Raw genomic sequence first — 26,189 nt, forward strand, 5'->3', positions numbered from 1 at the left:
GGCACCGATAGCGGTCGGTAAACAATTTATCCTTAACTATGGAGCACACAAAAGCCAAGTATATGGCCCTCCCGGCCGAGCACATAGCCGATATTAGTGCATAGCTTTTACGGCCGGAATATCCGCTGAAATAGAGACATAACACCTATCGGCCCCATCAAAGATCCTCCAACACACTCAATGCATCCGACAGTTTTTTCACCCCAAACACCTGCATATTAGGAATACTCTTCTTCGGCACATTTGCATGAGGAACAATAGCGCGTTTAAAACCATGTTTTGATGCTTCAGAAATACGCTCCTGACCGCTGGGAACCGGGCGAATCTCACCTGCCAGCCCAACCTCACCGAACACCACTAAATCTTCCGGCAACGGGCGATCCCGCAGGCTGGAAACCAGTGAAAGCAACAGCGCCAGATCCGCACTGGTTTCCGTCACTTTAACCCCACCCACCACATTCACAAATACATCCTGATCCGCCATCTGTAAGCCACCGTGGCGGTGTAGTACAGCCAGTAGCAGCGCAACCCGGTTCTGCTCAAGACCAACTGCTACCCGACGAGGATTGGACAGCATAGAGTGATCCACCAGCGCCTGAATCTCCACTAGCAGAGGGCGTGACCCTTCCCAAAGCACCATCACCGAACTACCGGAAGTAACCTCATCCCCACGACTAAGGAAAATAGCCGATGGGTTATTAATCTCTTTCAACCCTTGCTCTGTCATGGCGAATACCCCCAGCTCATTAACCGCACCAAAACGGTTTTTATGGCTGCGCATTGTGCGATAACGGGAATCTGAATCACCATCTAACAATACCGAGCAGTCAATACAGTGCTCCAGTACTTTAGGACCGGCTAACGAACCATCTTTAGTAACGTGGCCCACCATAATAATGGCGACACCTTTGGTCTTGGCAAAACGGGTTAAATAGGCGGCACTTTCTCTTACCTGAGCAACGCTGCCCGGGGAAGACTGAATATCAGCCATATGCATCACCTGAATAGAGTCAATCACCATCAGACGAGGCTGTTCTTGCTCTGCAATCAGGCAAATCTGTTCAATGCTGGTTTCCGACAGCATCTGCAAATGTTCCGTTGGCAAACCAAGACGGTGGGCACGCATCGCCACCTGCTGTAACGACTCTTCCCCCGTGACATACAGGGTTTTCATTTGGCTGGCCAGCTTACACATGGTTTGCAGCAATAAAGTACTCTTACCTGCTCCCGGATTACCACCAATCAGAATCGCACTGCCCGGCACCACACCACCACCCAACACCCGATCAAACTCTTTAAATCCGGTAGAAAACCGTGGAAGTTCTTCCAGACTAATCTCCGACAGCTTCTGAACCTTACTAACGCCACCTTCCCCGGCATAGCCAGAAAAACGGTCAGAGCGAGATGAAGAGGCGGCCGCAAGACGAATCTCAGTAATACTGTTCCAGGCATTACAGGCACTACACTGCCCCTGCCAGCGCGGATAATCCGCACCACACTCATTACATACAAACGCTCGTTTCGCTGGCTTCGCCATAATTACCTCAAAATATCCCAAAACAGTTCATACAATAAAAAACAAATAACACGTCAACCTTTGGCCTTTGGCCTTAGTTCTTGGTCCCTGACCTTACCAATGAGCACTGGAATTCAGCCGACAACTGAAAGAGGGTAGCACGCCAAACATGGAAGTTTGGCGAGGCACTGCTTCGCCGGGAGCGAATCAGTGCCGGTGCGTAAGCCCGAATGAAGGCGGAGGGCAGTCGCCTAAGCGACCTGAATTCCTGTGCGAAGGCGCGGGGGTGCAGGGGGCGTTCGCCCTAACGCCCCTTGCTCGACCCCCGCACAATTTCGAACCAAAACATCTCATCTAAAGCGGTCGAAACCTACGAAAGAGAGGATATTATGTTATTTCCCCTCATGATTCTGACTCGCCGACAAAATACACAACACCCCTAACAAATTCGCAAACCGAATCCCTACCTTCGCCTTAGAATACACCTTCGGCTTAGCGTGATAGGCAATACCCAAACGCGCTACTTTAATCATTTTCAGGTCATTGGCACCATCACCAATGGCGACCGTTTGCTCCATTGGAATCGACAACTCTTCTGCCAGTTGCTGTAGTTTAAGCGCCTTAAATTTGGCATCCACAATAGGCCCGGTGACTTTGCCGGTCAGTTTACCCTGCTTAATACCAAGCTGATTGGCGGACACTGACACCAGATTCAGTCGCTCTTTTAAATGGTCGGCGAAATAGGTAAATCCACCGGAAACAATCGCTACATACCAGCCAGCTTCATGCAGCTTTTCCACCAGTCTGGTTAACCCCGGCATCAGCGGTAAGCCTTCTCTGACTTGTTCAAGAATAGCGGCATCCGCATCTTTCAGCGTCGCCACTCTTTGACGTAAACTGGCGGCAAAATCTAACTCACCACGCATTGCCCGTTCAGTGACTTCGGCAACCTGTTCACCAACGCCAGCCAGCTTAGCGATTTCATCAATACACTCAATTTCAATGGCGGTAGAGTCCATATCCATCACCAGCAGGCCCGGCGTGCGTAATGATGGCAAATTCCCCATTAGGGCAACATCAAACTGATACTCTTCTGCGATCTTCTTCGCTTTAGTGGACAACACGCCTGCCAGACGTATCACCTGATACTCTTCCACCGTCCAGGCGGAAACCACTACCAATGGTTCGCAAAGCCTGCGTTGAAACTGAGATAAACGCTGTTTATCTAATCCTTTACCATACAGTAGCCAGCCAGTATGACCGGCCCAGTAGTCAAGCGGCATGACCTCGTCACCACTCAATGACAGTGGCAACCCCGGCCAGCAGTCTATTTCCGCGGGTAAATCGCTATAGGTCAGGCTAATTGGCATGCTACAACTCCTTAAAAACGAGGCTTCTTTGCACAAAAAAATGGTTTCAATGGCAAAACAGCGTTCCAAGCTATCCTAATGAATAGAGTTCTGGCAACATAAAACATCTTCGGCACATAAGGTAGTTGCATGACCAAACGGCTTAAGTTCAAATTCCACCTACATCGGATTGTTATCGTTCTGTTCTGTCTGGCATTATTAGTGGCCCTGATGCAGGGAGTTTCCTATTTCAGCTTAAACAGTCAGGCAGCACAAGCGAAACAATCTCAGGAACTGGCCCGCACGCTGGCAAAGCAGGTGACATTTACCCTTGCTCCACTGTTAGACGGCCCGGTTGATGGTGTTGATGACCAGAAAATTAAGAGCATTCTACAACATCTGACAGAACATAGTCGGATCCTTGACGCTTCTGTATATCAAGTGGATGGCACGTTGATTGCGCAACAGGGTGATGGTACCAGTGTAAGAGACCGGCTCGCGCTTGATGGGCAACGCCCCGGTAGCTATTTCAATCAGCAGATCGTAGAAATGATTAATAGCAAAGATGGGCCACTGGGATTTATCCGCCTGACGCTGGACACTCACGTGCTGGCAACAGAATCTGAACAGGTGGACAATACCACCAATATGCTACGTCTGATGCTACTGCTGGCGATGGTGATTGGTATTATTCTGGGCCGCACGTTACTGATGCAGCAACGTAGCGGATGGAAAAAGTCGCCTTATTTGTTAACCGCCGGAAATTCAGAACCAGAAGAAGTGTCTCATCCTGCTTCTGACGTTCAAAAACCGGTACATAAAGTGCATAAGAAGAAGCGTCCACACAAAAAGCGTCCCTACCGTTAACGGCAATCAAACAGCGCAATGCTATTGGCATACAGCTGCTGAGCAATCTCACTGGCCGGCTCGCTTCGCAGTTGGCACAGTTGCTCAAACACTAACTTAACGCGTTCTGGTCGGTTAGGCTGCCCCTGAAATCCTGACAGCGGCATATCCGGCGCATCCGTTTCTAATACCAATGATGTCAGCGGAAGTTGAGCCATGACCTTGCGAGTTTTCTGCGCCCGCTCATAAGTAATGACACCACCAACACCGATAGAATAGCCCAACCGGATAAAGGCCTGCGCCTGAGACAAGCTGCCGGAAAAACCGTGTACGACACCTGTGCGGGGTAATGGATGCTGTTTTAATACACTGGCCAACTTATCATGGGTGCGACGAGAGTGCAGAATCACCGGTAAATCAAAGCGCTTTGCCAGCTTAAGTTGCTCTGACAACAGCCATAATTGCCGTTCAGACTGTGGCGTTTCCATATAGTCATCCAGCCCAATCTCTCCTACCGCAATAATCTTACCGTCATTCTGTTCTAATCGTTGTGCTAACTGCTGTAACCCTTCTTCCCGGTGTGAATCGATATACAGCGGGTGCAAACCTAAGGCGCCGTAAATCGCCGGAAACTGGCGAGTGAGTTGAACTATTCCGTCAAACATTTCGCTGGTGACCGCCGGTACAATAATACGCTCGACGCCAGATTCAGCGGCGAGTGTCAGGCTCTCTTGTTCATGATGAACAAAAGGAGGGAAGTCAAAATGGCAATGGGTATCGATAAATACAGGCGTCACACAACCTCCACCATGGGGGGAATAGAATTATTGCGGACTTATCATATCAGGCTGTAGCGGACGAGAAAGAATATTCGTGGTGTTCTTTTGCTTCAGCTCTTCATAACGCAGTAAAGAGCGTCCGAGGGTTGCCAGAAAATAGCGACCGCATTGTTTACCCAGATGGTAATCACGGTTCAGTGAAGCAATGCGACTACCCAAGGCTTTGCTGGCCAATGGCTTTGGTGGGAAGATCTCTAAGACCTGCACGCCGTCAGGTGGATTTTCAATAAACTGCTGTGTTCGGGTATAGCTAACTTCGTGCTGGTGAAGAATGCGTAATGTTTGAGGCAGACTGGTATCGTCAGGAAACCAGCGTTCCATATGCTTCATCCAGGCTGGCGTGTAATAAACCTGCGACGGTACGGTTCTGATAACCACAATGGTATCGGCTCCCCGTCGATAGGCTTCTTCTACCGGAACCGCGTCACTGATGCCGCCATCCATATAGTAGACACCATCGATCTCTATGCCGGCGCGATAAAATCCGGGAATAGCGCTGGACGCCTTCAGTACCTGTAACCAGTTTTTCTGCTCGGCAGGAAAATAGGTTGGTGTAAAATCATCGCCGCGACAGGCACACATGTAGAACTCTCTCCCTTTCGCCATACGATCAAGCGCATAAGGAATGTTCAGTGGCATTTGATCGGTGACCGTATCGATCAGCCAGTCAATATCAATCATATGCCCACCACGGGCAAAACGAATAGGATTAAAAAATTGCGGTGAGGTGGAATAACGAACGATAACCCGGCGAGCGTAGCCTGCCTGACCACAAATATAGGCCGACAAGTTTTGTGCTCCCGCAGAAGTGCCGATCATAAGGTCAAAGGGATCGAAGCCTGCACGTTGAAACTGATCCAGAACTCCGGCAGTAAAAATCCCCCGCTGTCCTCCGCCCTCACAAACCAGTGCAATTTTGCCTGGTTTTTCTGGCTTATGGATCAACGGTTCTTTGCGCCCCAGAGTGACCGGTATTCTGTTTCCCAAATACTAACCTTTTAATTATTAATGATGGGTTCCCGATTCAGAGGATACCCTTTCTTGCTCTTTTCCGTAATCCTCTTGCAGAATTCCCGAGAGCCAATCACTGTTTCCGGCAAAAAATTCATCTTCTATACCGGCCATCTCGGCCCACCAGAGTCGGATAGAACCTTTCCACTGCTTTAGTCTGCCCAGAATAATATCACTATTCATCATAATAGCTCCTCAGTCAGACTGGCAGTAAAGCGGTAACACGCTTTACTGCGTCATCTTAACGGTTAGTGTTTTACAACCAAATCGTTTTTCACGGTTTTAACGCCTTTTACTTGTTTAGCGATACTTTCAGCCTGTTTAGCCTGAGTCGCTTTATCAACATTACCGGTTAGTAAGACCACCCCTTCGCTGGTTTCAACTTTGATTTTGCGAGAAGGGACGATTTTATCTGCCAGGAATTTGGCTTTAACTTCGCTGGTAATCGCAGAGTCACTCACATAACCCTCTACCGTACCGCTTTTATCTTCTTGTACCTGAAGTTTGTTGCTAACAGATTTCACCCCTTCGACCTTTTCTACCACTTCATTGGCCTGGGTCATCTGTTCGGTACTGGTGACAAAACCACTCAGGGTGACGACACCGGCCGTGGTTTCAACGGAGATATGTGTACTTTCAATACTTTTATGGTCTAACAACGCACTTTTTATTTTTGCGGTAATGGTGCTGTCGCCCATAAAGCTATCGACTTTCTTCATCGACTTATCGATAGAAGAGCCAACTTTATCAACCGACTTATCAATGGATGTACTGACTTTTTCAACGGCATTTTCGGCCTTAGTTGCCACGGTTTCTTCAGCCCATGCGCTCCCGCTGACAACAACCGTACTGAATACTATGGCGATAATAGAACGTGCTAAGGGTACATTTTTCATTGATGGTTACCTTTAGGTTTAAATACAGGAATACCAAATAACTCACTGTTTATTATTGAGTTATCAGGTCATATCAGCTAATTGCATAATACTGTTAGCCAATAACTATAAATAGCGTTGCAATTATTGGGCCACATCAGATGAAGTAACTATCAATCAATAGGTTACTGATAGCATAGAATATAACAGAAGGTAAAAGTGTTGTTTTTTAGCGACAAATTCAATGTATTAATAACATTTTTATAACACAGCATTATAACTCATTGAATTAATTGGACGCTAACTGTCACCTATCAGCAACACCTTGATATAATCTGTTAAATATTAGCCCTGATATACGATTAGCTACCTGTATAATTATAGAACACCCCGGGTAAACTGTTGTATAGATCACAAAATTTTTGTAAGTCTGCTTATAATTGCAAAGCCAACTGCCGATTAAATAGAATAAAAAAGGCCCGACGTAAACCGTCAGGCCTGTGTACTGCACTAAAATAGTGAAATTAGCAGCTAGCTATCACTCTTAATGCTCACGCGTTTTACGGAACACAATGTCCGGATAACGTTCTTGAGTCAGATTCAGATTAACCATGGTTGGCGCGATATAGCTCAAGTTTTCACCACCGTCTAACGCCACGTTCAGCTCGTTTTTACGCTTAAACTCTTCCAGTTTTTTCGCATCACTGCATTCAATCCAGCGGGCCGTAGAAACGTTTACTGACTCATAAATTGCTTCTACGTTATATTCGCTCTTCAGGCGAGCCACAACCACATCAAACTGAAGTACCCCAACGGCACCCACAATCAGGTCATTATTGGCGATTGGGCGGAATACCTGAACCGCACCCTCTTCTGAAAGCTGCACCAGCCCTTTCAGTAGTTGCTTCTGTTTCAGAGGATCTTTCAGGCGAATGCGACGGAACAGCTCTGGAGCAAAGTTTGGAATACCGGTGAATTTCATATCTTCACCCTGAGTGAAGGTATCACCGATCTGAATAGTACCGTGGTTATGCAGGCCAATAATATCGCCCGGATAAGCTTCTTCCACATGAGAACGGTCACCGGCCATGAAAGTCAGAGCATCAGAGATAACCACATCTTTGCCCAATCTAACCTGACGCAGTTTCATTCCTTTCTCATAAGTGCCTGACACTACACGCATAAAGGCCACGCGGTCACGGTGTTTCGGGTCCATATTGGCCTGAATCTTAAACACAAAACCAGAAAATTTCTCTTCCGTAGCAGAAACTTCACGTACATCGGTTTTACGCGGCATTGGTGCCGGAGCCCAGTCAACTAAGCCGTCCAGCATATGGTCTACACCAAAGTTACCCAATGCAGTACCAAAGAATACCGGCGTCAATTCACCCGCAAGGAAAGACTCCAGTTCAAATTCATGGGAAGCGCCTTGTACCAGTTCCAGCTCTTCACGCAGTTGTGCGGCTAAATCTTCACCCACCGCCGCATCCAGTTCCGGGTTATTCAGCCCTTTTACAATACGAACTTCCTGAATGGTATGGCCTTTACCGCTTTGATACAGATAGGTTTCATCTTTATATAAGTGATAAACCCCTTTAAATAGCTTACCGCAGCCAATTGGCCAGGTGATCGGTGAACACATAATTTTCAGTTCACTCTCTACCTCATCCAGCAGCTCCATAGGATCGCGAATATCCCGGTCCAGCTTGTTCATAAAGGTTAAAATTGGCGTATCGCGCAGGCGAGTAACTTCCATTAGCTTACGGGTACGATCTTCTACACCTTTTGCCGCATCGATAACCATCAAACAACAGTCAACGGCGGTTAGCGTACGGTAAGTATCTTCAGAGAAGTCCTCATGCCCCGGGGTATCTAGCAGGTTTACCAGACACTCTTTATACGGGAACTGCATTACCGAGGTAGTAATCGAAATACCGCGCTGCTTTTCCATTTCCATCCAGTCGGACTTGGCATGCTGATTGGAACCACGCCCTTTTACCGTACCGGCGGTCTGAATTGCCTGTCCAAACAACAGAACTTTTTCAGTGATGGTTGTTTTACCCGCATCGGGGTGAGAAATAATCGCAAACGTGCGTCGGCACGCGATCTCGGCAGCTCTTGACGTATCTTTCATCAGGGATTCTCTGGAAACTCTCAGGGTGCACAAAAAGGGAATTATCGTTAATTGGCGGGAATTTTACACACATAGACCAAGAAAGGATAGGCTCCTCACTGATTAGTCCACGATTAAAACAAATAACACGCTTGGGTAAACAAGAGCACTCTTGCCGTTGAACATAACGATACAGGCTTCCAATAACGCCTTGTCAGGGAACGATAACTACCCGCTACCCAATGAAAAAATTAGCTATCAGGTTATTTAATTACTATATTAATAAACGAATTGAATCATCTCAGTGTGTTAAATATATCACTGAGGTGTAGCGCTATTTTTAATAACGCTTGTCACAACAAAATCATCAACCACTAAGGAGTAGAAAGGATGAAGATTGCAAAGTCACTTGCAGCCCTGTTGGGTGCCATTATTATGACCATCGCAGTCGCCGGCTGTTCACCTACGGCGAAAACTGAAGGTACCGGTGGATATATTGATGACTCAGTGATTACCACAAAAGTAAAAGCCGCGCTTTTAGGTGAAAAAACCATTCGCTCCACCCAAATTACCGTCACCACATTTAAAGGCAAAGTTCAGCTAAGTGGTTTTGTGCGTTCTAAAGATGAATCCAACGCCGCTGAAGATGTGGCTAAAACCGTAGTCGGAGTACATTCTGTAGAGAACTCTCTGCTGGTAAAATAATTTAGCGCTCGGACAATAAACAAAAAAAGCGCGGACGGTTATAAGCCAATCCGCGCTTTAAATTTTTATCAATGGATGATAACTACAGCGTTAACGCCATAATCACCGCATCTTCCCGCCCCTCTGCCGCCGGGTAATAACCTTTTCTCACCGTCACTTCATTAAAATCAAACGCACGATACAGTTCAATAGCCGCCAGATTGGATGCCCGAACTTCCAGCCATAACGTCATAACGTCCCGTTGAATTAGCGCATCGATCAGATGTTGCAAAAGCTCTCGCCCCAGGCCTCGACGCTGAAAATCAGGATGAACCGCAATATTAAATAGCGTTGCTTCATCAAGCACCACTTGAGTGATGGCAAAAGCAGCAATAGTATTATCAACGCTTAGTTTCAGATTCAGGTAGCGATCTCCCTGATTACTGTTTAGCGTTTTTTCTGTCCAGGGAAAAGCATGGCTTGCCTGTTCAATCTGCCAGACTTCCGGTAAATCATCCGGCTTGAGGAAGGAAATGGTATTCATCGCGACAAATCTGCTGCCATAAGGTACGTTTTGCTTCAGGATTATCCGCCAGTTCAGGCAGCGTAGGAGTACTTAAGACCGGTAACTCAGCCAGAGCAGCGGGTAAATCAGGACATTGCGCCACGCCCATCAGCCAGAATACGCAACGGGTATCTTCCGGCACCATCATGGCCTGTTCAGGTGTCAGACAATAAACCTGTTCCACCGAAAGTAACATGGCTCGCAAAATATCCTGCATCAAAGGAGAAGAAAGCGCAGGTAACGTTTCTGCTAACAGAATCACTTTGAGGTTAGCTGGCAAAACCATAGCAACTTCCCCCTGTAACGCAGCCGGACGCCTCAGCTGATACTGCCTGATGCCCATTTGTTCCAGTTGCCAGTCACGCCGTGATGTCGTCATGAATACCCACTACTCGCTATCAATTTCAGAATTAAGCTGCGCTATGCTAGCAAACCCATCGAATAACCGCCAATAAAGCTCTATAATTCGGCGCAAATACCATTTGAGGCATTCCCATAACCGATTTATCCGCCTGCCTCACAGGAGAATGACTATGTCCGCTTTTTGTCCGGCCAGTGAAGTGATGCTGCGCCATACCGATGAGTTTACCGAACGCCGCGTATTATTTGCTGGCGATCTGCAAGACGATCTTCCCTGCCAGTTTGAGGCCAAAGAAGTTCGGGTTCACTGTTCTCAGTATCACCACTGGCGTCAGCTCGCTCGTACGCTGGGGGAAAAAGCCCAGTTTAGCTTACTGCCGGCACCAGAACTGCTTGATGGCTGCGATACTCTGGTTTTCTACTGGCCTAAAAGCAAGCAGGAAGCACAGTTTCAATTAAATGCCCTGCTCAGCCAGCTACCTGTAGGTACAGATCTGTTTATTGTTGGTGAAAACCGCAGTGGCGTGCGCAGCGCCGAAACATTGTTAGCCGATTTTGGCCCCATCGCTAAAATTGACAGCGCTCGTCGCTGTAGCCTTTACCACTTCCGTTCAGAACGTCAGGCACAGTTTGATGTATCTCAATGGTGGGATGAGTATCAGGTTGATGATGTAATAGTAAAAACATTGCCGGGTGTGTTCAGCCGCGATGGGTTTGATGTGGGTAGCCAGTTACTGCTTTCCGCCCTGGATAACGTAAAAGGCAAAGTACTGGACGTAGGCTGCGGTGCAGGTGTGCTATCAGCAATTCTTGCTCATGAAAATCCGGACATTACTCTGACGCTAAGCGATGTTAACGCAGCCGCACTTGAATCCAGCAAAGCCACTATCAGCGCCAATGGATTACAAGGCAAAGTGATTGCCAGCGATGTGTTCTCTGATATTGAAGGGCGTTTTGACTTGATTATCTCTAATCCGCCGTTTCATGATGGGTTACAGACCAATTTAACCGCCGCTGAGTCTCTGATCCGTGGTGCAACAAAACATCTGCAACTAGGGGGGCGGTTATGTATCGTTGCTAACGCCTTCCTGCCTTACCCGGACCTTCTGGATGCTACTTTTGGCAGCCATGAAGTCTTGGCTCAAACCGGACGCTTTAAAGTCTATCAATCCATCATGGGCCGTCCATCATCAGCACCGAAAGACAAAAAAACCGCAAATAAACGATAACCAATCGATCCCTTAAGTAATATACTTAAGGGATACCTATCGCATCGTTAATTCGAACCTTTCCCCCTGAATCTGGCTTTTATCTTCATCACCAGTCATTGTCGTCGCCAGATTGCGGGATAAACTTAACCCTCCGCTAAATGGGGCTCGTTATGATTCGATTTGCTGTTATTGGAACCAACTGGATTACTCAACGCTTTATTGACGCTGCACATGCTACCGGAAAGCTGAAACTCACTGCGGTATATTCTCGTTCGTTGGAAAGTGCTCGCGCCTTTGCTGAACCTAATCAGGTAACGCTGCTGTTTGACGACCTTCAGGCGTTGGCCGAAAGCCAGGAGATTGATGCGGTATACATCGCCAGCCCTAACTCTCTTCACTATTCACAAGCACTACTCATGCTACAGCACCATAAACATGTAATGTGCGAAAAGCCTTTGGCTTCACATATTCAGGAAGTAGAAACCCTGATTGCCTGTGCCAATAAACATCAGGTGGTGCTGTTTGAAGGGTTTAAAACCGCCTGGTTACCTAACTTTATTCTGCTACAACAGATGCTGCTGCGTATTGGTAAAGTGCGTAAAGTATTTATTAACTACTGCCAGTACTCTTCCCGCTACCAACGTTATCTGGACGGTGAGAACCCTAATACCTTTAATCCTGCGTTTTCCAACGGCTCAATCATGGATATTGGTTACTACTGTCTGGCCAGTGCTATCAGCCTGTTTGGTGAACCGAAAGGACTGGATGCCAGTGCAGGATTGCTGGATTCCGGAGTAGATGGACACGGAACGGTTTGGATGAACTACGGTTATTTTGATGTGGTTCTGTTCCATTCCAAGGTAAGTAATTCTGATATTCCCAGTGAAATACAGGGAGAAGACGGTACTTTGATAATCGAGAAAATATCTGAGTGTCAGAAAATTATCTTTACCCCACGGGGCGGTCCGTCAGAGGACATTTCCCTGCCACAGCACGAAAACACCATGTTCTATGAAGCAACCGTCTTTGCCGGACTCATTGAACGGCAGTGTATTGACCATGCCGGCATTCCGGTCTCACGCAGTACCTCTCGTATTCTGACTGAGATACGCGCGCTTACCGGTGTAAAATTTCCGGCAGACACGCCAACAGGACTGTCTCATTGAGGAATTATTGCCCGAGGGATTTAAACCGGTAGGATTCTGATAGCCAAAGAATCTTACCGGTGATGTCATTATCGATGAGTATTAGCGACGAACGGCAATCACTTCGATTTCTATTTTTGCATCTTTTGGTAAACGGGCCACTTCTACACAAGAACGTGCCGGGAATGATGGTGCGTTATTCTCTTTAAAGAAGGCTTCATACGCCGCATTAACCGTGCCGAAATCATTTAAATCTTTAACGAATACGGTGGTTTTTACAATATCAGCCACTTTCAGACCCGCAGCTTCAACAATCGCTTTTACGTTTTCTAAAGACTGACGAGCCTGAGCGGCTACATCCTCAGGAAATGCACCTGTTTTAGGATCGATAGGAAGTTGACCAGAAGTGATAATCATACTGCCTAAATCTACGCCCTGTACGTACGGACCAATTGCCGCTGGTGCTTTGTCAGTATTAATAATGTGGGACATGAATTCTCCTTAGTTTATAAGTGTCGTTTTTTTCATATTGAGATCAATCACGCCGGTCATTATAAGGCGCTTACAGAAAGATGCACCATAAGCCGTGAAACAAAGAAAGTAAATCCAATAATTCTTAACTATTCAACACAACATACTAATGTGATAAGCGTCCACTATTGACAATAAAATACTTTGCTTATTCCCCGGACATAATAGAATATGAAACAGCATTTCATTTTTCAAAAGGAATAACTATGATTACCGGAAACATCCATCATTTAGCGCTTGTCCCTTACCTGCCAGCCAAGCTGAAACAGGCTATCGAATACATTAAAAGCAACATCACCGACGATACGCCATTAGGTAAACATGACATCGATGGCAATAATGTATTTGTACTGATTTCCAACGATAGCACCGATGAACTGCAAAACCGTCGTGCTGAGTATCATGAACGCTATCTGGATATTCAAATCGTACTGAAAGGTGAAGAAGGTATGGTATTCAGTAACTTGCCAGCTGGCACACCTACCGATAACTGGCTGGCAGATAAAGACATCGCTTTTTTGCCTTCTGGCGAACAGGAAAAACAGATGATTATGCAGGAAGGTGACTTTATCGTCTTCTACCCGGGCGAAGTACACAAACCCCTGTGCGCCGTTGGCAAACCGGCTCATGTCCGTAAGGCTGTGGTTAAAATGTTGGTGAGCGCGCTGTAAAGTCATCAATACAGAATCGCCCTGTTTGGTTGACGATTGGCATGATATGGCGTGATCGTAATTTTAGTGATGCCATATTAAATTGAGTTTTGAGTAAATTTCGTCCACTAACAGTATCGTGTTCAAATAGCCAACTGTGCCAGTGGCCGAGCAGGAGGCGCTTAGGCGAGCGCCTCCTGCACCTCCGCGCCTTCGCACCCGAATCTAGGCCGCCTGACGGCGACTTCCCTCCGCCTTCACTCGGGCTTACGCACCGGCACTGATTCCGTTTATTCGCCTCATCCATGAGGCTCACCCCTACGGGGCCAGCACGTTGTGCTGTTCAAAATTGCTCCTGCAATTTTGTCCGGCGAAGCAGTGCCTCGCCAAACATCCATGTTTGGCGTGCTACCCTCTCTCAGTTGTCGGCTGAATTCCAGTGCTCAAATAGAAAAGGTCAAGGGATAACATCCTTGACCTAAATAACTTTCTCAAAATTAATTTATTATCAGTTTTACTAAAAAGACTAATATGTGTATACCAACGTCGCCACCATCACTGCCTTAATGGTATGCATCCGGTTCTCCGCCTGATCAAACACTACGCTGTGCACCGATTCAAACACCTCGTCAGTAACTTCCATACCGCCATGCAATCCATACTGTTCCGCCATCTGTTTGCCCATGACCGTTTGATCGTCATGAAACGCAGGCAGGCAGTGCAGAAACTTCACCTGTGGATTGTGGGTTAACTCAATCATGGCCTGATTAACCTGATAAGGCTTAAGTAAAGCAATACGCTCTTTCCACACCTCTTTTGGCTCGCCCATCGACACCCAAACATCGGTATACAGGTAATCAACCCCTTCAACTCCCTGAGCGACGTTTTCCGTCAGGGTGATACGGGCTCCGGTCTTTTTAGCGATGGCCTGACAGCTCTCCACCAAAGATTCTTGCGGCCAGCAGGCTTTTGGTGCCACCAGACGGATATCCATTCCCATCAGTGCAGCCCCTTCCAGCAGCGAATTTCCCATATTGTTGCGAGCGTCCCCTAAGTAGGCGAACTTAATCTGAGACAGGGATTTTTGCGGTGAGTGTTCCTGCATAGTTAACAGGTCAGCTAAAATCTGAGTGGGATGAAATTCATCTGTCAGGCCATTCCATACCGGAACGCCAGAGAATTCAGCCAGTGTTTCAACAATTTTCTGACCAAAACCACGATATTGGATACCGTCATACATACGCCCTAATACCCGGGCGGTATCTTTAATAGACTCTTTATGCCCAATCTGACTACCGCTCGGGCCAAGATAAGTGACTCTCGCTCCCTGATCGAAAGCGGCTACCTCAAAAGCACAGCGTGTGCGGGTGGAATCTTTCTCAAAAATTAAGGCAATATTCTTACCGTTTAATAACGGCTGCTCAGTTCCACTTTTTTTATCTTTTTTGAGTTTGGCGGATAAAGCCAGCAATGCGGCAATTTCATTTGGGCTAAAATCAAGTAACCGAAGCAGATGACGCTGATAGAACTGAGGCATTGGGCTGTCTCCCTGAGCTTAATAAAATAGAAGATATCTGACTAATTGAATTAAAAATCAATTTATATGAATTAATATTCACAATCAACCTGATAATACAGAAAACTTTCTCTTTCCTGTGGAGCTACCGGTTGCACTATGTGAGAATACCGCTAACTAACCATCCTAATGGGAAAAATATCATGGCTAACGACGAACTAAGTATCCTGCTGGAAGAACAACGCGAAGAGACCCGCCTGATTATCGAAGAGCTGCTGGAAGATGGCAGCGATCCTGATGCACTGTACGCTATCGAACATCACCTTTCCGCAGAAGATTTCGATACGCTGGAAAAAGCAGCAGTAGAAGCGTTTAAACTCGGCTATGAAGTGACCGAGCCGGAAGAATTAGAAGTAGAAGATGGCTTAATCGTTCTTTGTTGTGATGTGATCAGTGAAGTTTCTCTCAACGCTGATATCATTGATAAACAAGTTGAACAGCTTATTAAGCTTGCGGATCGCTACAACATCAATTACGACGGTTGGGGCACCTATTTCGAAGATCCTAACGGTAGCGATGATGATGAGGACGACGGCGAATATCCTGTGGATGAGGATGATAACGGAACACGCCATTAATTTTCATTAACAGGAGGTTGATTGCATGGCCAGACAGCACATGCGTTATATCACTTTGCCTAGCGGGGACGATGTCCCGGTATTTGGTCAGGGTACCTGGTTTATGGGGGAGCGCGGCTCCGATATTCAACGCGAAGTTCAAACCCTGCGTCATGGTATTGAACGGGTTTGTCACTGATTGATACTGCAGAGATGTATGCTGATGGTGGTGCCGAACGAGTAGTCGGAGCGGCAATTAAGGGCTGTCGCGATGACGTGTTTCTGGTAAGTAAAGTGCTTCCCGGTAATGCCAGTGCTCAGGGAACGATTGCCGCCTGTGAAGGTAGTTTAAAGCGCCTGGGCACGGAATACATTGACCTCTATTTGTTGCACTGGCGAGGCCATATTCCACTGGAAGAGACCGTTAACGCTTTGGAAGATCTGGTAGAACAAGGGAAAATCGGTCAATGGGGCGTCAGCAACTTCGATGTTGACGATCTGGAAGAGCTGATGACCATTGTGGACAATGAGCGAATTGCCACTAATCAGGTGTTGTATAACCTCTCCCGCCGGGGAATTGAGTACGACTTGCTGCCATGGTGTCGTAGTAATAGTATGCCAGTTATGGCCTATTCTCCCATTGAACAGGCCCGTCTGCTGGAGCACCCTGCTCTGATCGAAGTGGCAAAGCGCCACCATGCTACACCGGCGCAAATTGCACTGGCCTGGGTATTACGCGATCATAATATTATTACCATTCCTAAAGCTTCCAGCGTTGAACATATGATAGAGAATATTGGTAGTTTAAGTATTCATCTGGAGCATGAGGATTACGTTACGCTGGATGCGGCGTTCCCACCGCCATCGAGGAAAAAACCTCTGGAAATGCTTTAACCGCCAGTCAAGCCGGGCGAATAAAATAACAAACTGCTTTATTCGCCCGTTATTATTTCAACTAAAACTAATTTAGTTGCATTTAGATTAAGTTAATATAAATCAATTTGTTATATAAATTATCAATTCCTGTTCTTAGCTCACTTTTTTACCTCAAAAAGCCTCGCCGGTTCATACCCATCAACATTTACCACAGGTTTAAGATCAGTGGTTGCGTTACTGATGAAATCAATTAATATCTTGGCATCACTTGATAAAACTTATCGTTATATTCAGTAAGGATACTCATGAGAAGACTTCCGATTTACCTGATGCTGGACACTTCTGGTTCGATGACCGGAGAACCCATTGAAGCAGTAAAAAATGGTGTTCAAACCCTGTTATCAACCCTACGACAGGATCCCTATGCATTAGAAACTGCCTATCTGTCTGTTATCACCTTTGATTCATCTGCCCGACAAGTTATCCCTCTCACTGAACTGCTGAACTTTAAATCCCCTGATTTAGTAGCGACCGGCACAACCGCCTTCGGCGAAGCCTTATCACTACTGGCCAGCAGCATTGAGAAAGAAGTACAAAAAACCACGGCAGAAATTAAAGGTGACTGGCGCCCGCTGGTATTTATCATGACCGACGGCGCACCAACCGATGACTGGCGTAAAGGTCTGGCTGACTTTAAGAAAGCACGTACCGGCGTGGTTGTTGCCTGTGCCGCAGGTCAACATGCAGACACTTCAGTGCTACAGGAAGTGACTGAAGTGGTACTCCAACTTGATACCGCAGATTCCAACTCCATCAAAGCCTTCTTCAAATGGGTATCTGCCAGTATTTCAGTCGGTAGTCAAAAAGTTGATTCAGGGCAAAAAGAAGTTACCGGCCTGGATGATTTACCTCCACCACCACCAGAAGTTAACGTTGTACTTTAACGGAATTAAAATTAAGGAGAAATTATGGCTGTTAGTTTAAGCAAAGGACAAGGCGTTAGTTTAAAGAAAAATGAGTTTGATTTATCTTCAGTAACTATTGGTTTAGGTTGGGATATCAACGAAGAGAAAAAAGGCTTCTTTGGTAGTCTGATGAGTAAGAAAAGCGAAGATTACGATTTAGATGTTGCCGCCTTCTTATGTGATGAGAATGGCAAAGTCAGAGATCTGGGTAACCAAACTAATGGTCGCCCGACATTAGTTAATGGCGACATTGTTTTCTTTAACAGCCAGAAACATAAGTCAGGCCAAATCTGGTTAACCGGCGATAACCGTACCGGCGAAGGCGACGGTGATGATGAGCAAATCATTGCTAAATTAAACACTCTGAGCCCGGAATACGCCAAGATTGTATTTATCGTACAGATCTACAAAGGTCAGGAATTAAAACAGAACTTTGGAAAAGTGAAAAACGCCTATATTCGTGCGGTTGATGCCAAAAATGTCGAAATGGCACGTTTCAACCTGTCCGGTGGTGCTGAATATGCAAACCAGTGCTCAATGCTGTTTGCGGAATTAGTCAGAGAAGACAGCGGTTGGAAACTTAACGCTATTGGTGAACCATCACCTTCAGATAGCTTCGTATCACACCTGAAGGACTACGTTTAATGAGAAGGCTACCCGTCTATATTTTGCTGGATACATCGGGCTCAATGCGTGGGGAGCCTATTCATTCAGTTAATGTTGGCATTCAGGCCATGCTCAATGCGCTTAAGCAAGATCCCTATGCATTAGAAAGCGTACATATTTCAATTATCACCTTTGATAATGAAGCCAGAGAGCATATCCCACTGACCGCACTGGAGAACTTTCAGTTTACTGACATTGAAGTACCCAGTGCCGGTGGAACTTTTATGGGCGCAGGCCTTGAATTACTGATTGAACTGGTAGACCGTGACGTTAAGCGTTCAACCGAAGATCAAAAAGGCGACTGGCGACCGCTGGTGTTCCTGATGACCGACGGTAGTCCATCGGATGCTTATGCTTACACTCAGGCGATTGGTGAAATCAAGAAACGTCCTTTTGGTTCAATTATTGCCTGTGCCGCAGGGCCTAAAGCCAAGCATGAATACTTGACCCAGCTAACCGATCAGGTGGTTTCTCTCGATACATTAGATTCCACAGCCTTTTCCAGCTTTTTCAAATGGGTATCGGCAAGCGTTTCCATTGGTAGCAGTAGTGCAGGGATTGCAAACACACAAAGTACCCTCCCTCCTCCTCCGCCGGAAATTCAACTGGTTCTGTAAAATCCGAATGGCAAAGTTCAGCTTAGCTTTGCCATTCCTATTTACGCCAGCCAGGCTAAGCAACTAATGTTTAGTGCTATTTGTCATTTTTACCTAAAGGTCATTTCAGTTACCGATGATGGTCTTCAGTTAAAAATAGAACTCAAATTGACATAAAGGATTTAGGTTATGAGAAGACTTCCCATTTTTTTCGTTCTCGATTGTTCCGAATCGATGATTGGAGAAAATCTGAAAAAGCTCAATGATGGTCTGCAAATGATCATCAGCGATCTAAAACGAGATCCCCATGCGTTAGAAACGGTTTATATCTCTGTTATCGCCTTTGCCGGTATTGCTAAAACCATTGCACCATTGGTTGAGGTTGTTTCATTTTACCCGCCAAGATTACCTCTTGGCGGCGGAACCTCCCTCGGTGGAGCACTTGATGAACTGGCCTATCAAATCGACCGCAATGTGATAAAAACCACCGCCGATCGCAAAGGAGACTGGAAACCTATCGTTTACCTGCTGACAGATGGCCGCCCTACCGATAATTACACCGACACAGTTAAACGTTGGAAAGAACAATACGCGAAAAAAGCCAATCTGATTGCCATTGGCCTTGGTCAGTCGGCAGATCTCAACATACTGCGCCAGTTAACCGATAACGTCTTGCTGTTTGAAGATACTCAAGAGGGTGACTTCACTAAGTTTGTAAAATGGATAACGGCTTCCGTGGTAGCTCACAGCCGCAGCGTGGGTGAAGAGCCGCCTCCACTATTGTCTAAAACCGATGAAATCGTGCGTTTAGCCAAAGATGAAGTGGCACGTGCTTATGATGATTCATGCGTGACTCTGGTAGGCCGCTGTAATAAAACGGAACGACCTTATCTGATCAAATATGAGCGTCCTAACGTTAATACTTCATCACTGAATTTTAAGCTAAACCTTAATCGCTTTAACTTAACCGGCTGTTTTCCCATTGATGAAGAGTACTTCTCATGGAGCGATAACTCGGTATCTACCCTGCAAGTTAACACCTCCGAATTGGAAGGGGTACCAGGTTGTCCACACTGTGGCAACTCAACGGCTTTTGCCGTTTGTGGCTGTGGAAAGCTAATCTGCGTTAATGGCCCGGAAGTCGTCAATTGCCCGTGGTGCAAACAGACCATCAAATTTAACGACCACGGTAGCGACCATGACTTTGACGTAAACAGAGGAAAAGGCTAAATGACACATAATACGCGAGCGCTGCTGACCGCTGGACTAAGCAATGTAACGCCACGTTTATCTGAACTTCAACTCAGCCATCTGGAAAAACAGCCTGAGATTCAGCACATTCTCAGCCGGTTCAGCCAGGAGCTGAATGAAAAAGTTCAGCAACTCAATGCGCCACTTCCACTGTCTGCTGATCCAATTGAGCAAGCTGAACCCGTTTTAGAAATCGCTCCAGTAGATGAAATCGCCCCGGCGGCGGCAGAGAGTGACATCACAACAGATAATAGCCCTCTCGCCGAAAACGACAGCGAGACAGCGCTACAAATCGCGTTGGTTGCTGAAGACATTATCATCTGCATTAATTCAGAAACTGGCACAGCAACAGAAACCAGTGAGCCCCCAGCTACCGAGGTTGCAGTGCCAATTTTACCACTGAGACCAGGACAGGTGCCTGCTCAGTCTGCGGCTCCAGCCACAGCACCTAAAGAGGCATCAATGCCAAAAGTTAATTTTGCCTTCGCCAATGCCAGAGTAGGTACTGCCTACCTCTCCAAAATTGATGCCAGCAGTCATTATGGCGACCCTGTGACGGTTCAGGAAATTAAGTTTAATCAGGATATTGGCATTAGCTTTAATCCTGAAACTCAGGAGTTATACGGTACGCCAACCATTGATGGTGATTATCAACTGTTTATCAAATGGACTATCGATGGGAAATCATCCCACTCCTCTGAAGCATTAATGATTGTTAATCCCGATCCACGCAGCCTGTGGAAAATCATCGAGCCACCGGCGGACGATAAGTATTTTAAACCCAACACGGATAATCAAATGATCGATCAGGACGGGGTTAAAATTGCCGCCGTCAGCCGTCGCGGACGTTCTCATGAACACGTTGGTTCATTCAGAGATGATGACTTTTTTATCTCTCATGATAGCGAAACCGACTGGAGTATTATGATCGTCGCCGACGGTGCTGGTAGTGCTCAAAACTCCCGACGTGGTTCACAGCTGGCCTCTCAGACGGCGGGAAGTTACCTGAGTAAACAAATGCAGGGAGAGTTAGGGCATAAATTAAAATCCCTGATTCAAGACTGGCAGCCGGAATCACAGAAACAGATCGGTCCCCTATTCTCTGATCTATACAGAAACGCGGCTAAACTGGCGGTTAATGCCATCGAAAGCGAAGCTATCGATATGGCCCAAACCACCAAGTCTTACTCCACTACGTTGCTGGCGACGGTATCTATTCGTATCAATGATGAACTGTTTGCCGCAGCATTCTGGATGGGCGATGGTGCTATTGCCGCTTACGGCCCGGTTGGAAAAGTTCGTTTACTGGGAATGCCGGACAGCGGTGAATACGCCGGTCAGACGCGTTTTCTGGATAATGATGCAATTAACGACAGTAGCTTTAATAACCGCATCATGATTGGAAAATGGACTGAGATTACCTATCTGATACTGATGACCGATGGCGTATCCGATCCCTATTTTGAAACGGATAATGGACTGATCTCCAGCGATAAATGGGATCTTCTGGTTAATGAAATTCTACCTTGCCTTCAATCTGACCAAGCCGCAGAGAAACTCACAGAGTGGTTAAACTTCTTCTCGCCGGGTAATCATGACGATCGCACCATAGCTGTTAGCTGGTAATGCAGAAAGGATAAGTGTACATGGCAAATATCATCACTTGTAAAACTGTAGACGGTAAAACCGTACAGTATGTCGACAACATCATTGGCTCCGGCGCCATGAAAGATGTCTATTTTTCTCCTGATAAATCTTATGTTGTGGCTTTCTACAAAACCCAGCAGGATGCTCAAGCCGTCGATCGTATTCAAATGATTACCGGCAGGTTTAAACAAAGCATCTTTGAGCAAGTTGGCGGAGAGTACTGGAAAGACTTATTCTGCTGGCCAACCGATATGATTGAACATAATGGCAAGTTGGGAATTGTCGTGCCCACTTATCAAAGCCATTTCTTTTTCAAATACGGTTCCAAAAATGACGATTTTCTTGCCATTAAGGGAAGAGAGAAAGAAGGTAAATGGTTTGCCAGCGCCAACAACCAGAATAAATTCCTCGATCCCCGTGAACGTGGTAATACCCTGAATTATTTGAAAGTCTGTATTCTGCTGGCTCGGGCAGTACGTAGAATGCATGCAGCGGGCTTGTGCCACAGCGATCTGAGCTACAAAAACGTGCTGATCGATCCGGAACAGGGACACGCCTGCGTCATCGATATTGATGGTTTAGTGGTACCCGGCAAATACCCTCCTGATGTGGTAGGCACGCCTGACTTTATCGCGCCTGAAGTGGTGAAAACCAGCCATCTGCCGAAGGAAGATAAAAACCGTTTCCTGCCCAGCATTTTGACCGATCGCCACGCCCTGTCAGTACTGATCTATATGTATCTGTTTTATCGGCACCCGCTACGCGGCGGTAAAATTCATGACATTGATGATGAACTGCGTGATGAATCCCTTTCCATGGGTGAAAAAGCCCTGTTTATTGAAGACCCAACCGACCGCAGTAATGCGGTAAAGCTAAATCAGGTTAAAGCGTCCTCACTGCCATGGGCCGATACCAATAAACTGCCTTACACTCTGATGGGCCCTTATCTGTCAGCGCTGTTTGAAAAGGCATTTATCACCGGCCTGCATGAACCGTCGAAAAGACCAACCGCAGATGAATGGGAAACCGCACTGGTTAAAACCGTTGATCTGATTCAGCCATGCCAGAATCAGTCCTGTGAGCAGAAATGGTATGTTTTCTCCGGTAAAACGCAGCCCTCTTGCCCCTATTGTGGAACCCCATATAAAGGTAAATTGCCAATCCTCAATCTGTATTCATCTCGTAAAGAGGGATCGTTTCGGCCAGACGATCATCGCCTGATGGTATGGACCGGACAGTCAATTTATCAATGGCACGTTAACCGCCTGATTGCACCGAATGAACGTACCACTGCAGAACAGAAGAAGCGCGTTGGTTACTTCCAGTTCCATAACAATCAATGGTGGCTGGTAAATGAAGGTATTAAGGAGCTATTGGTTCTGCCGGACAAACGCCAAATTGCTATTGGTGATAAGTTGGAACTCACCGATGGGCTCCAGTTTGTGCTGTCTACAGAAGAAGGCGGCAGACTGGTGGTTGTTCAAATGGTAGATAACTAATTTACCGACTCGTTAAGCATAAAAAAGCCGCGAATATCTCGCGGCTTTTTTACTAAACCATAATCAGCAGATGATTAAATGTTTACACCGTACTGAATAGCTAATGCAGCCAGGCCACCGGCAAAACCTTGACCGATCGCCTTGAATTTCCACTCGGTACCGTGCTTATACAGCTCACCAAAAATCATCGCCGTTTCAGTTGAGGCATCTTCACTCAGGTCAAAACGTGCAATTTCCTGGCTATTATCGTTATTCACAACGCGCATATAAGCAGAGCTAACCATACCAAAGTTTTGCTTCAGTTTTTCAGCTTCATGGATGGTCACAGAGAAAACCAGCTTTTTCACATCTTCAGGAACTTTATCCAGAGTGATCAGCACTTTCTCATCATCGCCATCGCCTTCACCGGTACGGTTATCACCCTGGTGAGCAACTGAACCACATGGGCTGGTTTTGTTGTTAAAGAAAATGAAACCAGAATCGCTAATCACTTTACCCGCTTCATTCACCATGAAAACAGATGCATCCAGATCGAAGTCTGCACCATCAGTAACACGAGTATCCCAACCTAAGCCAATCATTGCTTTAGTCATTGTAGGTGCTTCTTTAGTTAAAGAAACATTACCGCCTTTGCTTAATGATACTGCCATAGTATTAATTCCTGTTAATTGAGTAAGATGTTACAAAGTGGGCACTCAATGAGTGCCCATTATTCTTGTTAGCCAACCTGAATACCATATTGGGTCGCCATGGCTGCCAGACCACCGGCATAACCCTGACCTACCGCTCTGAACTTAAACTCGCCGTTATGACGATACAGCTCACCAAATACCATCGCCGTTTCGGTTGAAGCATCTTCGCTCAAGTCATAACGTGCAATTTCAATATTGGTCAGTTCGTTCACAACGCGGATAAATGCGTTAGCAACCTGACCAAAATTTTGGCGGCGAGAATCTGCATCATGAATGGTTACGGTAAACACCACTTTTTCCACATCAGCAGGGATGCTTGCCAAATTAATTTTCAATGATTCATCATCACCGTCACCGTCACCAGTACGGTTGTCGCCGGTATGCTCAACAGAACCACAGTTAGATTTCAGGTTGTTATAGAAAATAAAATCATTATCACCGCGAACTTTACCGCTCGCAGACAGCAAAAACGCGGAAGCATCCAGGTCAAAATCTGCGCCATCGGTAGAACGGTCATCCCATCCTAAACCAATAAGTACACGGGTCATTTGTGGATCGGCTTCACTTAACGATACGTTTCCACCTTTTGATAAACTAACACCCATTACCTTACTCCTTTAATCATTTAGCGTTTGTAAATTAAGATACTGACTCTGAATCATTTTCTTCTTTTTCAGGCCAAATCAGACTCGCCAACACACCGACAGCTAACATTCCCAGAACGATAAACAGGCTGGTGGTTGGATCAATGGTATATCCGTGTCCAAATAAGTGCGCAGATGCGTTTAACGCCAGTTTTGCCGCAATAAAGAATAGCAGTGCAATAATCGCTTTTTCCAAATGGACTAAATATTGCTTCATCGCTTCCAGAACGAAATACAGAGTACGCAAACCTAAAATTGCGAACATCATGGCACTATATACAATCAGAGGCTCCCGGCTAACGGCAATCACCGCAGGCACGGAGTCGAACGCAAACATCACGTCGCTTAATTCAATCACCACTACGCATAGAAACAGCGGAGTTGCATAGAACATGCCCTTGCCAATCTTACCCACTAAATCTGAGTTTTCTGGCTTGGCCAGCTCAGTATCAAGCTCTTTTTGATTAAGTAAAAAACGATTACCGGACAGTTTTGGATAAGAGGGAAACAGCTTCTTGGCAAAACGATAGGCAAAGTGTGATGAATAATCTTCAATCTCATCGTCATCACCGCCGCTGCGTAGCATCATCACCCCAGTAAAGGCGACGATAATCGCAAACAGAATTTCGACCCAAGGGCCCAACACCAACAGACCGGTACCAATCACCACAAAAATAGCTCTGAAGACGATTGCGCCAATAATTCCCCAGTACAGCAGACGGTGGCGATAAACATCAGGTACGGCAAACCATGAGAAGATAGCCATCATCACAAACAGGTTATCAACGGAGAGCGCCTTCTCTAACACATATCCGGTGATATAGAGGCTGGCAACGTTTTCACCATGGTGAACATATAAATAACCACCAAATACCAACGCCGTTGCAACCCAAAATAACGACCACAGCACCGCACTTTTCAGGCTCATTACTGCGTCTTTGCGGTGTGCATATAAATCAATAATGATTGCGGCCAGAGCAATACCAATAAAGACCAGAACTGTCTCAATAGGGAACCCTAATGAAGTTGTTTCCATTCTAATTACTTACCTTCCAAATTAAGGGTTACAGACCAAAATCCTGTGGATCAAGGTTCAGTTCTTTTGCCATTTGTCGAACAACTTTCTGTTCAGACTCGTCGAAATTACCATCGCTGGCACCAACAGCAATACAAACTCGGATCATTAAACGAGCAGCATCGACATTAGTCCGCAGTTTGCCTACTGTTTTTAACGCTTCCGCTTCACCAATCGCGTGGTCAAACTCAAAGCTGGAAACTGTCTTATTGAAAAAGGCAATAACATCAGCCATATCAAAAACTTTTAACTCATCCGAGTTTTTGATAAAGGTTGCCATTTTCTGTTTTTCTTCGCTGCTTACCGAACCATCTGCGGCGGCAACTAAGGCACAACCGGCTACGGTTGCTTCCATAAAAGCGCGGTTTTTAAATTTACCGATCTCTTTAGTTAACGTCTCTTTACCGGCCAGGATTGCTGCCTTTAATTTATCTAACATGCTTTTATCTC

General features: G+C 46.2%; 26 protein-coding genes and 2 pseudogenes. 13 read left to right on the forward strand and 15 right to left on the reverse strand.

All coding sequences use genetic code 11. The annotated features are described in order from the left end of the window. Nucleotides 1-157: 157 nt before the first annotated feature. Together radA and serB are read right to left on the reverse strand one after the other, a co-directional pair. A complete protein-coding gene (gene radA / locus EKN56_RS14390) occupies nt 158-1,537 on the reverse strand; it encodes a DNA repair protein RadA (RefSeq protein WP_130592417.1) in 1,380 nt (459 codons plus the stop codon). 371 nt (nt 1,538-1,908) lie between these two features. Continuing rightward, nucleotides 1,909-2,886 (reverse strand): phosphoserine phosphatase, encoded by a 978-nt coding sequence (gene serB, locus EKN56_RS14395; RefSeq protein WP_130592418.1) that lies wholly within the window; start codon nt 2,884-2,886, stop codon nt 1,909-1,911. Nucleotides 2,887-3,015: 129 nt separating this feature from the next. Between serB and EKN56_RS14400 the strand changes: the two genes are divergently transcribed. Then, a complete protein-coding gene (locus EKN56_RS14400; RefSeq protein WP_130592419.1) occupies nt 3,016-3,732 on the forward strand; it encodes a YtjB family periplasmic protein in 717 nt (238 codons plus the stop codon). Here EKN56_RS14400 and EKN56_RS14405 read toward each other — a convergent pair. The 5 genes and pseudogenes from EKN56_RS14405 to prfC form a co-directional block, all read right to left on the reverse strand. Beyond that, nucleotides 3,729-4,508 carry a TatD family hydrolase gene (locus tag EKN56_RS14405; RefSeq protein ID WP_130592420.1) on the reverse strand — a complete coding sequence of 260 codons (780 nt, stop codon included), beginning with the start codon at nt 4,506-4,508 and terminating at the stop codon, nt 3,729-3,731. The two genes, EKN56_RS14400 and EKN56_RS14405, sit on opposite strands and share 4 nt — an antisense overlap. Before the next feature lie 36 nt (nt 4,509-4,544). After that, nucleotides 4,545-5,537, reverse strand: a pseudogene (locus EKN56_RS14410) (patatin-like phospholipase family protein); the annotation flags it as partial. A gap of 18 nt (nt 5,538-5,555) precedes the next feature. Beyond that, nucleotides 5,556-5,747 (reverse strand): CsbD family protein, encoded by a 192-nt coding sequence (locus EKN56_RS14415; RefSeq protein WP_407656489.1) that lies wholly within the window; start codon nt 5,745-5,747, stop codon nt 5,556-5,558. 62 nt (nt 5,748-5,809) lie between these two features. Beyond that, complete coding sequence (gene osmY, locus EKN56_RS14420; RefSeq protein WP_130592422.1) at nt 5,810-6,457, reverse strand: molecular chaperone OsmY; 648 nt, start codon at nt 6,455-6,457, stop codon at nt 5,810-5,812. Nucleotides 6,458-6,980: 523 nt separating this feature from the next. Further along, nucleotides 6,981-8,570: a peptide chain release factor 3 gene (gene prfC / locus EKN56_RS14425; protein ID WP_130592423.1), complete on the reverse strand. Its 1,590-nt coding sequence runs from the start codon at nt 8,568-8,570 to the stop codon at nt 6,981-6,983. A gap of 369 nt (nt 8,571-8,939) precedes the next feature. Here prfC and EKN56_RS14430 point away from each other — a divergent pair, with 369 nt between their 5' ends. Beyond that, nucleotides 8,940-9,254, forward strand: coding sequence for a BON domain-containing protein (locus tag EKN56_RS14430; protein WP_130592424.1), 315 nt, complete (start codon nt 8,940-8,942; stop codon nt 9,252-9,254). An 82-nt stretch (nt 9,255-9,336) separates the two neighbouring features. Here the strand turns inward: EKN56_RS14430 and rimI are convergent, their stop codons facing one another. Both rimI and EKN56_RS14440 read right to left on the reverse strand, forming a co-directional pair. Further along, nucleotides 9,337-9,777 carry a ribosomal protein S18-alanine N-acetyltransferase gene (gene rimI / locus EKN56_RS14435; protein WP_130592425.1) on the reverse strand — a complete coding sequence of 147 codons (441 nt, stop codon included), beginning with the start codon at nt 9,775-9,777 and terminating at the stop codon, nt 9,337-9,339. Further along, on the reverse strand, nt 9,746-10,177 hold the full coding sequence (locus EKN56_RS14440) for a DNA polymerase III subunit psi (RefSeq protein WP_130592426.1): 432 nt from the start codon (nt 10,175-10,177) through the stop codon (nt 9,746-9,748). The genes rimI and EKN56_RS14440 overlap by 32 nt, the downstream gene beginning before the upstream one ends. Nucleotides 10,178-10,331: 154 nt before the next feature. Between EKN56_RS14440 and rsmC the strand changes: the two genes are divergently transcribed. After that, nucleotides 10,332-11,387, forward strand: coding sequence for a 16S rRNA (guanine(1207)-N(2))-methyltransferase RsmC (gene rsmC / locus EKN56_RS14445; protein ID WP_130592427.1), 1,056 nt, complete (start codon nt 10,332-10,334; stop codon nt 11,385-11,387). Nucleotides 11,388-11,539: 152 nt separating this feature from the next. Next, nucleotides 11,540-12,535 carry a Gfo/Idh/MocA family protein gene (locus EKN56_RS14450; protein ID WP_130592428.1) on the forward strand — a complete coding sequence of 332 codons (996 nt, stop codon included), beginning with the start codon at nt 11,540-11,542 and terminating at the stop codon, nt 12,533-12,535. Between the two features lie 81 nt (nt 12,536-12,616). Here the strand turns inward: EKN56_RS14450 and ridA are convergent, their stop codons facing one another. Continuing rightward, complete coding sequence (ridA, locus tag EKN56_RS14455) at nt 12,617-13,006, reverse strand: 2-iminobutanoate/2-iminopropanoate deaminase (protein WP_130592429.1); 390 nt, start codon at nt 13,004-13,006, stop codon at nt 12,617-12,619. A 245-nt stretch (nt 13,007-13,251) separates the two neighbouring features. Between ridA and EKN56_RS14460 the strand changes: the two genes are divergently transcribed. After that, nucleotides 13,252-13,716: a YhcH/YjgK/YiaL family protein gene (locus EKN56_RS14460; RefSeq protein ID WP_130592430.1), complete on the forward strand. Its 465-nt coding sequence runs from the start codon at nt 13,252-13,254 to the stop codon at nt 13,714-13,716. Between the two features lie 505 nt (nt 13,717-14,221). Here the strand turns inward: EKN56_RS14460 and argF are convergent. Further along, a complete protein-coding gene (gene argF, locus EKN56_RS14465) occupies nt 14,222-15,232 on the reverse strand; it encodes an ornithine carbamoyltransferase (RefSeq protein ID WP_130592431.1) in 1,011 nt (336 codons plus the stop codon). A gap of 182 nt (nt 15,233-15,414) precedes the next feature. Between argF and rraB the strand changes: the two genes are divergently transcribed. From rraB to EKN56_RS14505, 8 genes and pseudogenes are all read left to right on the forward strand, one after another. After that, nucleotides 15,415-15,849, forward strand: a complete 435-nt coding sequence (gene rraB, locus EKN56_RS14470; protein WP_130592432.1) for a ribonuclease E inhibitor RraB — start codon at nt 15,415-15,417, stop codon at nt 15,847-15,849. A gap of 40 nt (nt 15,850-15,889) precedes the next feature. Next, nucleotides 15,890-16,722 (forward strand): annotated as a pseudogene (locus EKN56_RS14475) (aldo/keto reductase). A 287-nt stretch (nt 16,723-17,009) separates the two neighbouring features. After that, the gene (locus EKN56_RS14480) at nt 17,010-17,648 is read left to right on the forward strand and encodes a vWA domain-containing protein (protein WP_130592433.1); all 639 of its coding nucleotides are present in this window, start codon (nt 17,010-17,012) and stop codon (nt 17,646-17,648) included. A gap of 24 nt (nt 17,649-17,672) precedes the next feature. Further along, nucleotides 17,673-18,314, forward strand: a complete 642-nt coding sequence (locus EKN56_RS14485; RefSeq protein WP_130592434.1) for a TerD family protein — start codon at nt 17,673-17,675, stop codon at nt 18,312-18,314. Beyond that, a complete protein-coding gene (locus EKN56_RS14490; RefSeq protein WP_130592435.1) occupies nt 18,314-18,952 on the forward strand; it encodes a vWA domain-containing protein in 639 nt (212 codons plus the stop codon). Before EKN56_RS14485 ends, EKN56_RS14490 begins: the two co-directional genes overlap by 1 nt. 168 nt (nt 18,953-19,120) lie before the next feature. Further along, on the forward strand, nt 19,121-20,161 hold the full coding sequence (locus EKN56_RS14495; RefSeq protein ID WP_130592436.1) for a TerY-C metal binding domain-containing protein: 1,041 nt from the start codon (nt 19,121-19,123) through the stop codon (nt 20,159-20,161). Further along, nucleotides 20,162-21,808: a PP2C family serine/threonine-protein phosphatase gene (locus EKN56_RS14500; RefSeq protein ID WP_130592437.1), complete on the forward strand. Its 1,647-nt coding sequence runs from the start codon at nt 20,162-20,164 to the stop codon at nt 21,806-21,808. It abuts the gene before it with no gap. 20 nt (nt 21,809-21,828) lie between these two features. Continuing rightward, complete coding sequence (locus EKN56_RS14505) at nt 21,829-23,328, forward strand: helix-hairpin-helix domain-containing protein (protein ID WP_130592438.1); 1,500 nt, start codon at nt 21,829-21,831, stop codon at nt 23,326-23,328. 74 nt (nt 23,329-23,402) lie between these two features. On the opposite strand, the gene EKN56_RS14510 is transcribed toward EKN56_RS14505, so the two are convergent. From EKN56_RS14510 to EKN56_RS14525, 4 genes are all read right to left on the reverse strand, one after another. Continuing rightward, entirely contained in the window at nt 23,403-23,978 is a 576-nt protein-coding gene (locus tag EKN56_RS14510; protein ID WP_130592439.1) for a TerD family protein, read from the reverse strand. A 68-nt stretch (nt 23,979-24,046) separates the two neighbouring features. Beyond that, the gene (locus EKN56_RS14515) at nt 24,047-24,625 is read right to left on the reverse strand and encodes a TerD family protein (RefSeq protein ID WP_130592440.1); all 579 of its coding nucleotides are present in this window, start codon (nt 24,623-24,625) and stop codon (nt 24,047-24,049) included. Between the two features lie 34 nt (nt 24,626-24,659). After that, on the reverse strand, nt 24,660-25,700 hold the full coding sequence (locus EKN56_RS14520; protein WP_130592441.1) for a TerC/Alx family metal homeostasis membrane protein: 1,041 nt from the start codon (nt 25,698-25,700) through the stop codon (nt 24,660-24,662). Nucleotides 25,701-25,728: 28 nt separating this feature from the next. After that, nucleotides 25,729-26,178, reverse strand: a complete 450-nt coding sequence (locus EKN56_RS14525; protein ID WP_130592442.1) for a tellurite resistance TerB family protein — start codon at nt 26,176-26,178, stop codon at nt 25,729-25,731. Between the last annotated feature and the right edge of the window lie 11 nt (nt 26,179-26,189).

This window comes from Limnobaculum zhutongyuii (assembly GCF_004295645.1).
In the GTDB taxonomy this organism is placed as follows: Bacteria; Pseudomonadota; Gammaproteobacteria; order Enterobacterales; family Enterobacteriaceae; genus Limnobaculum; species Limnobaculum zhutongyuii.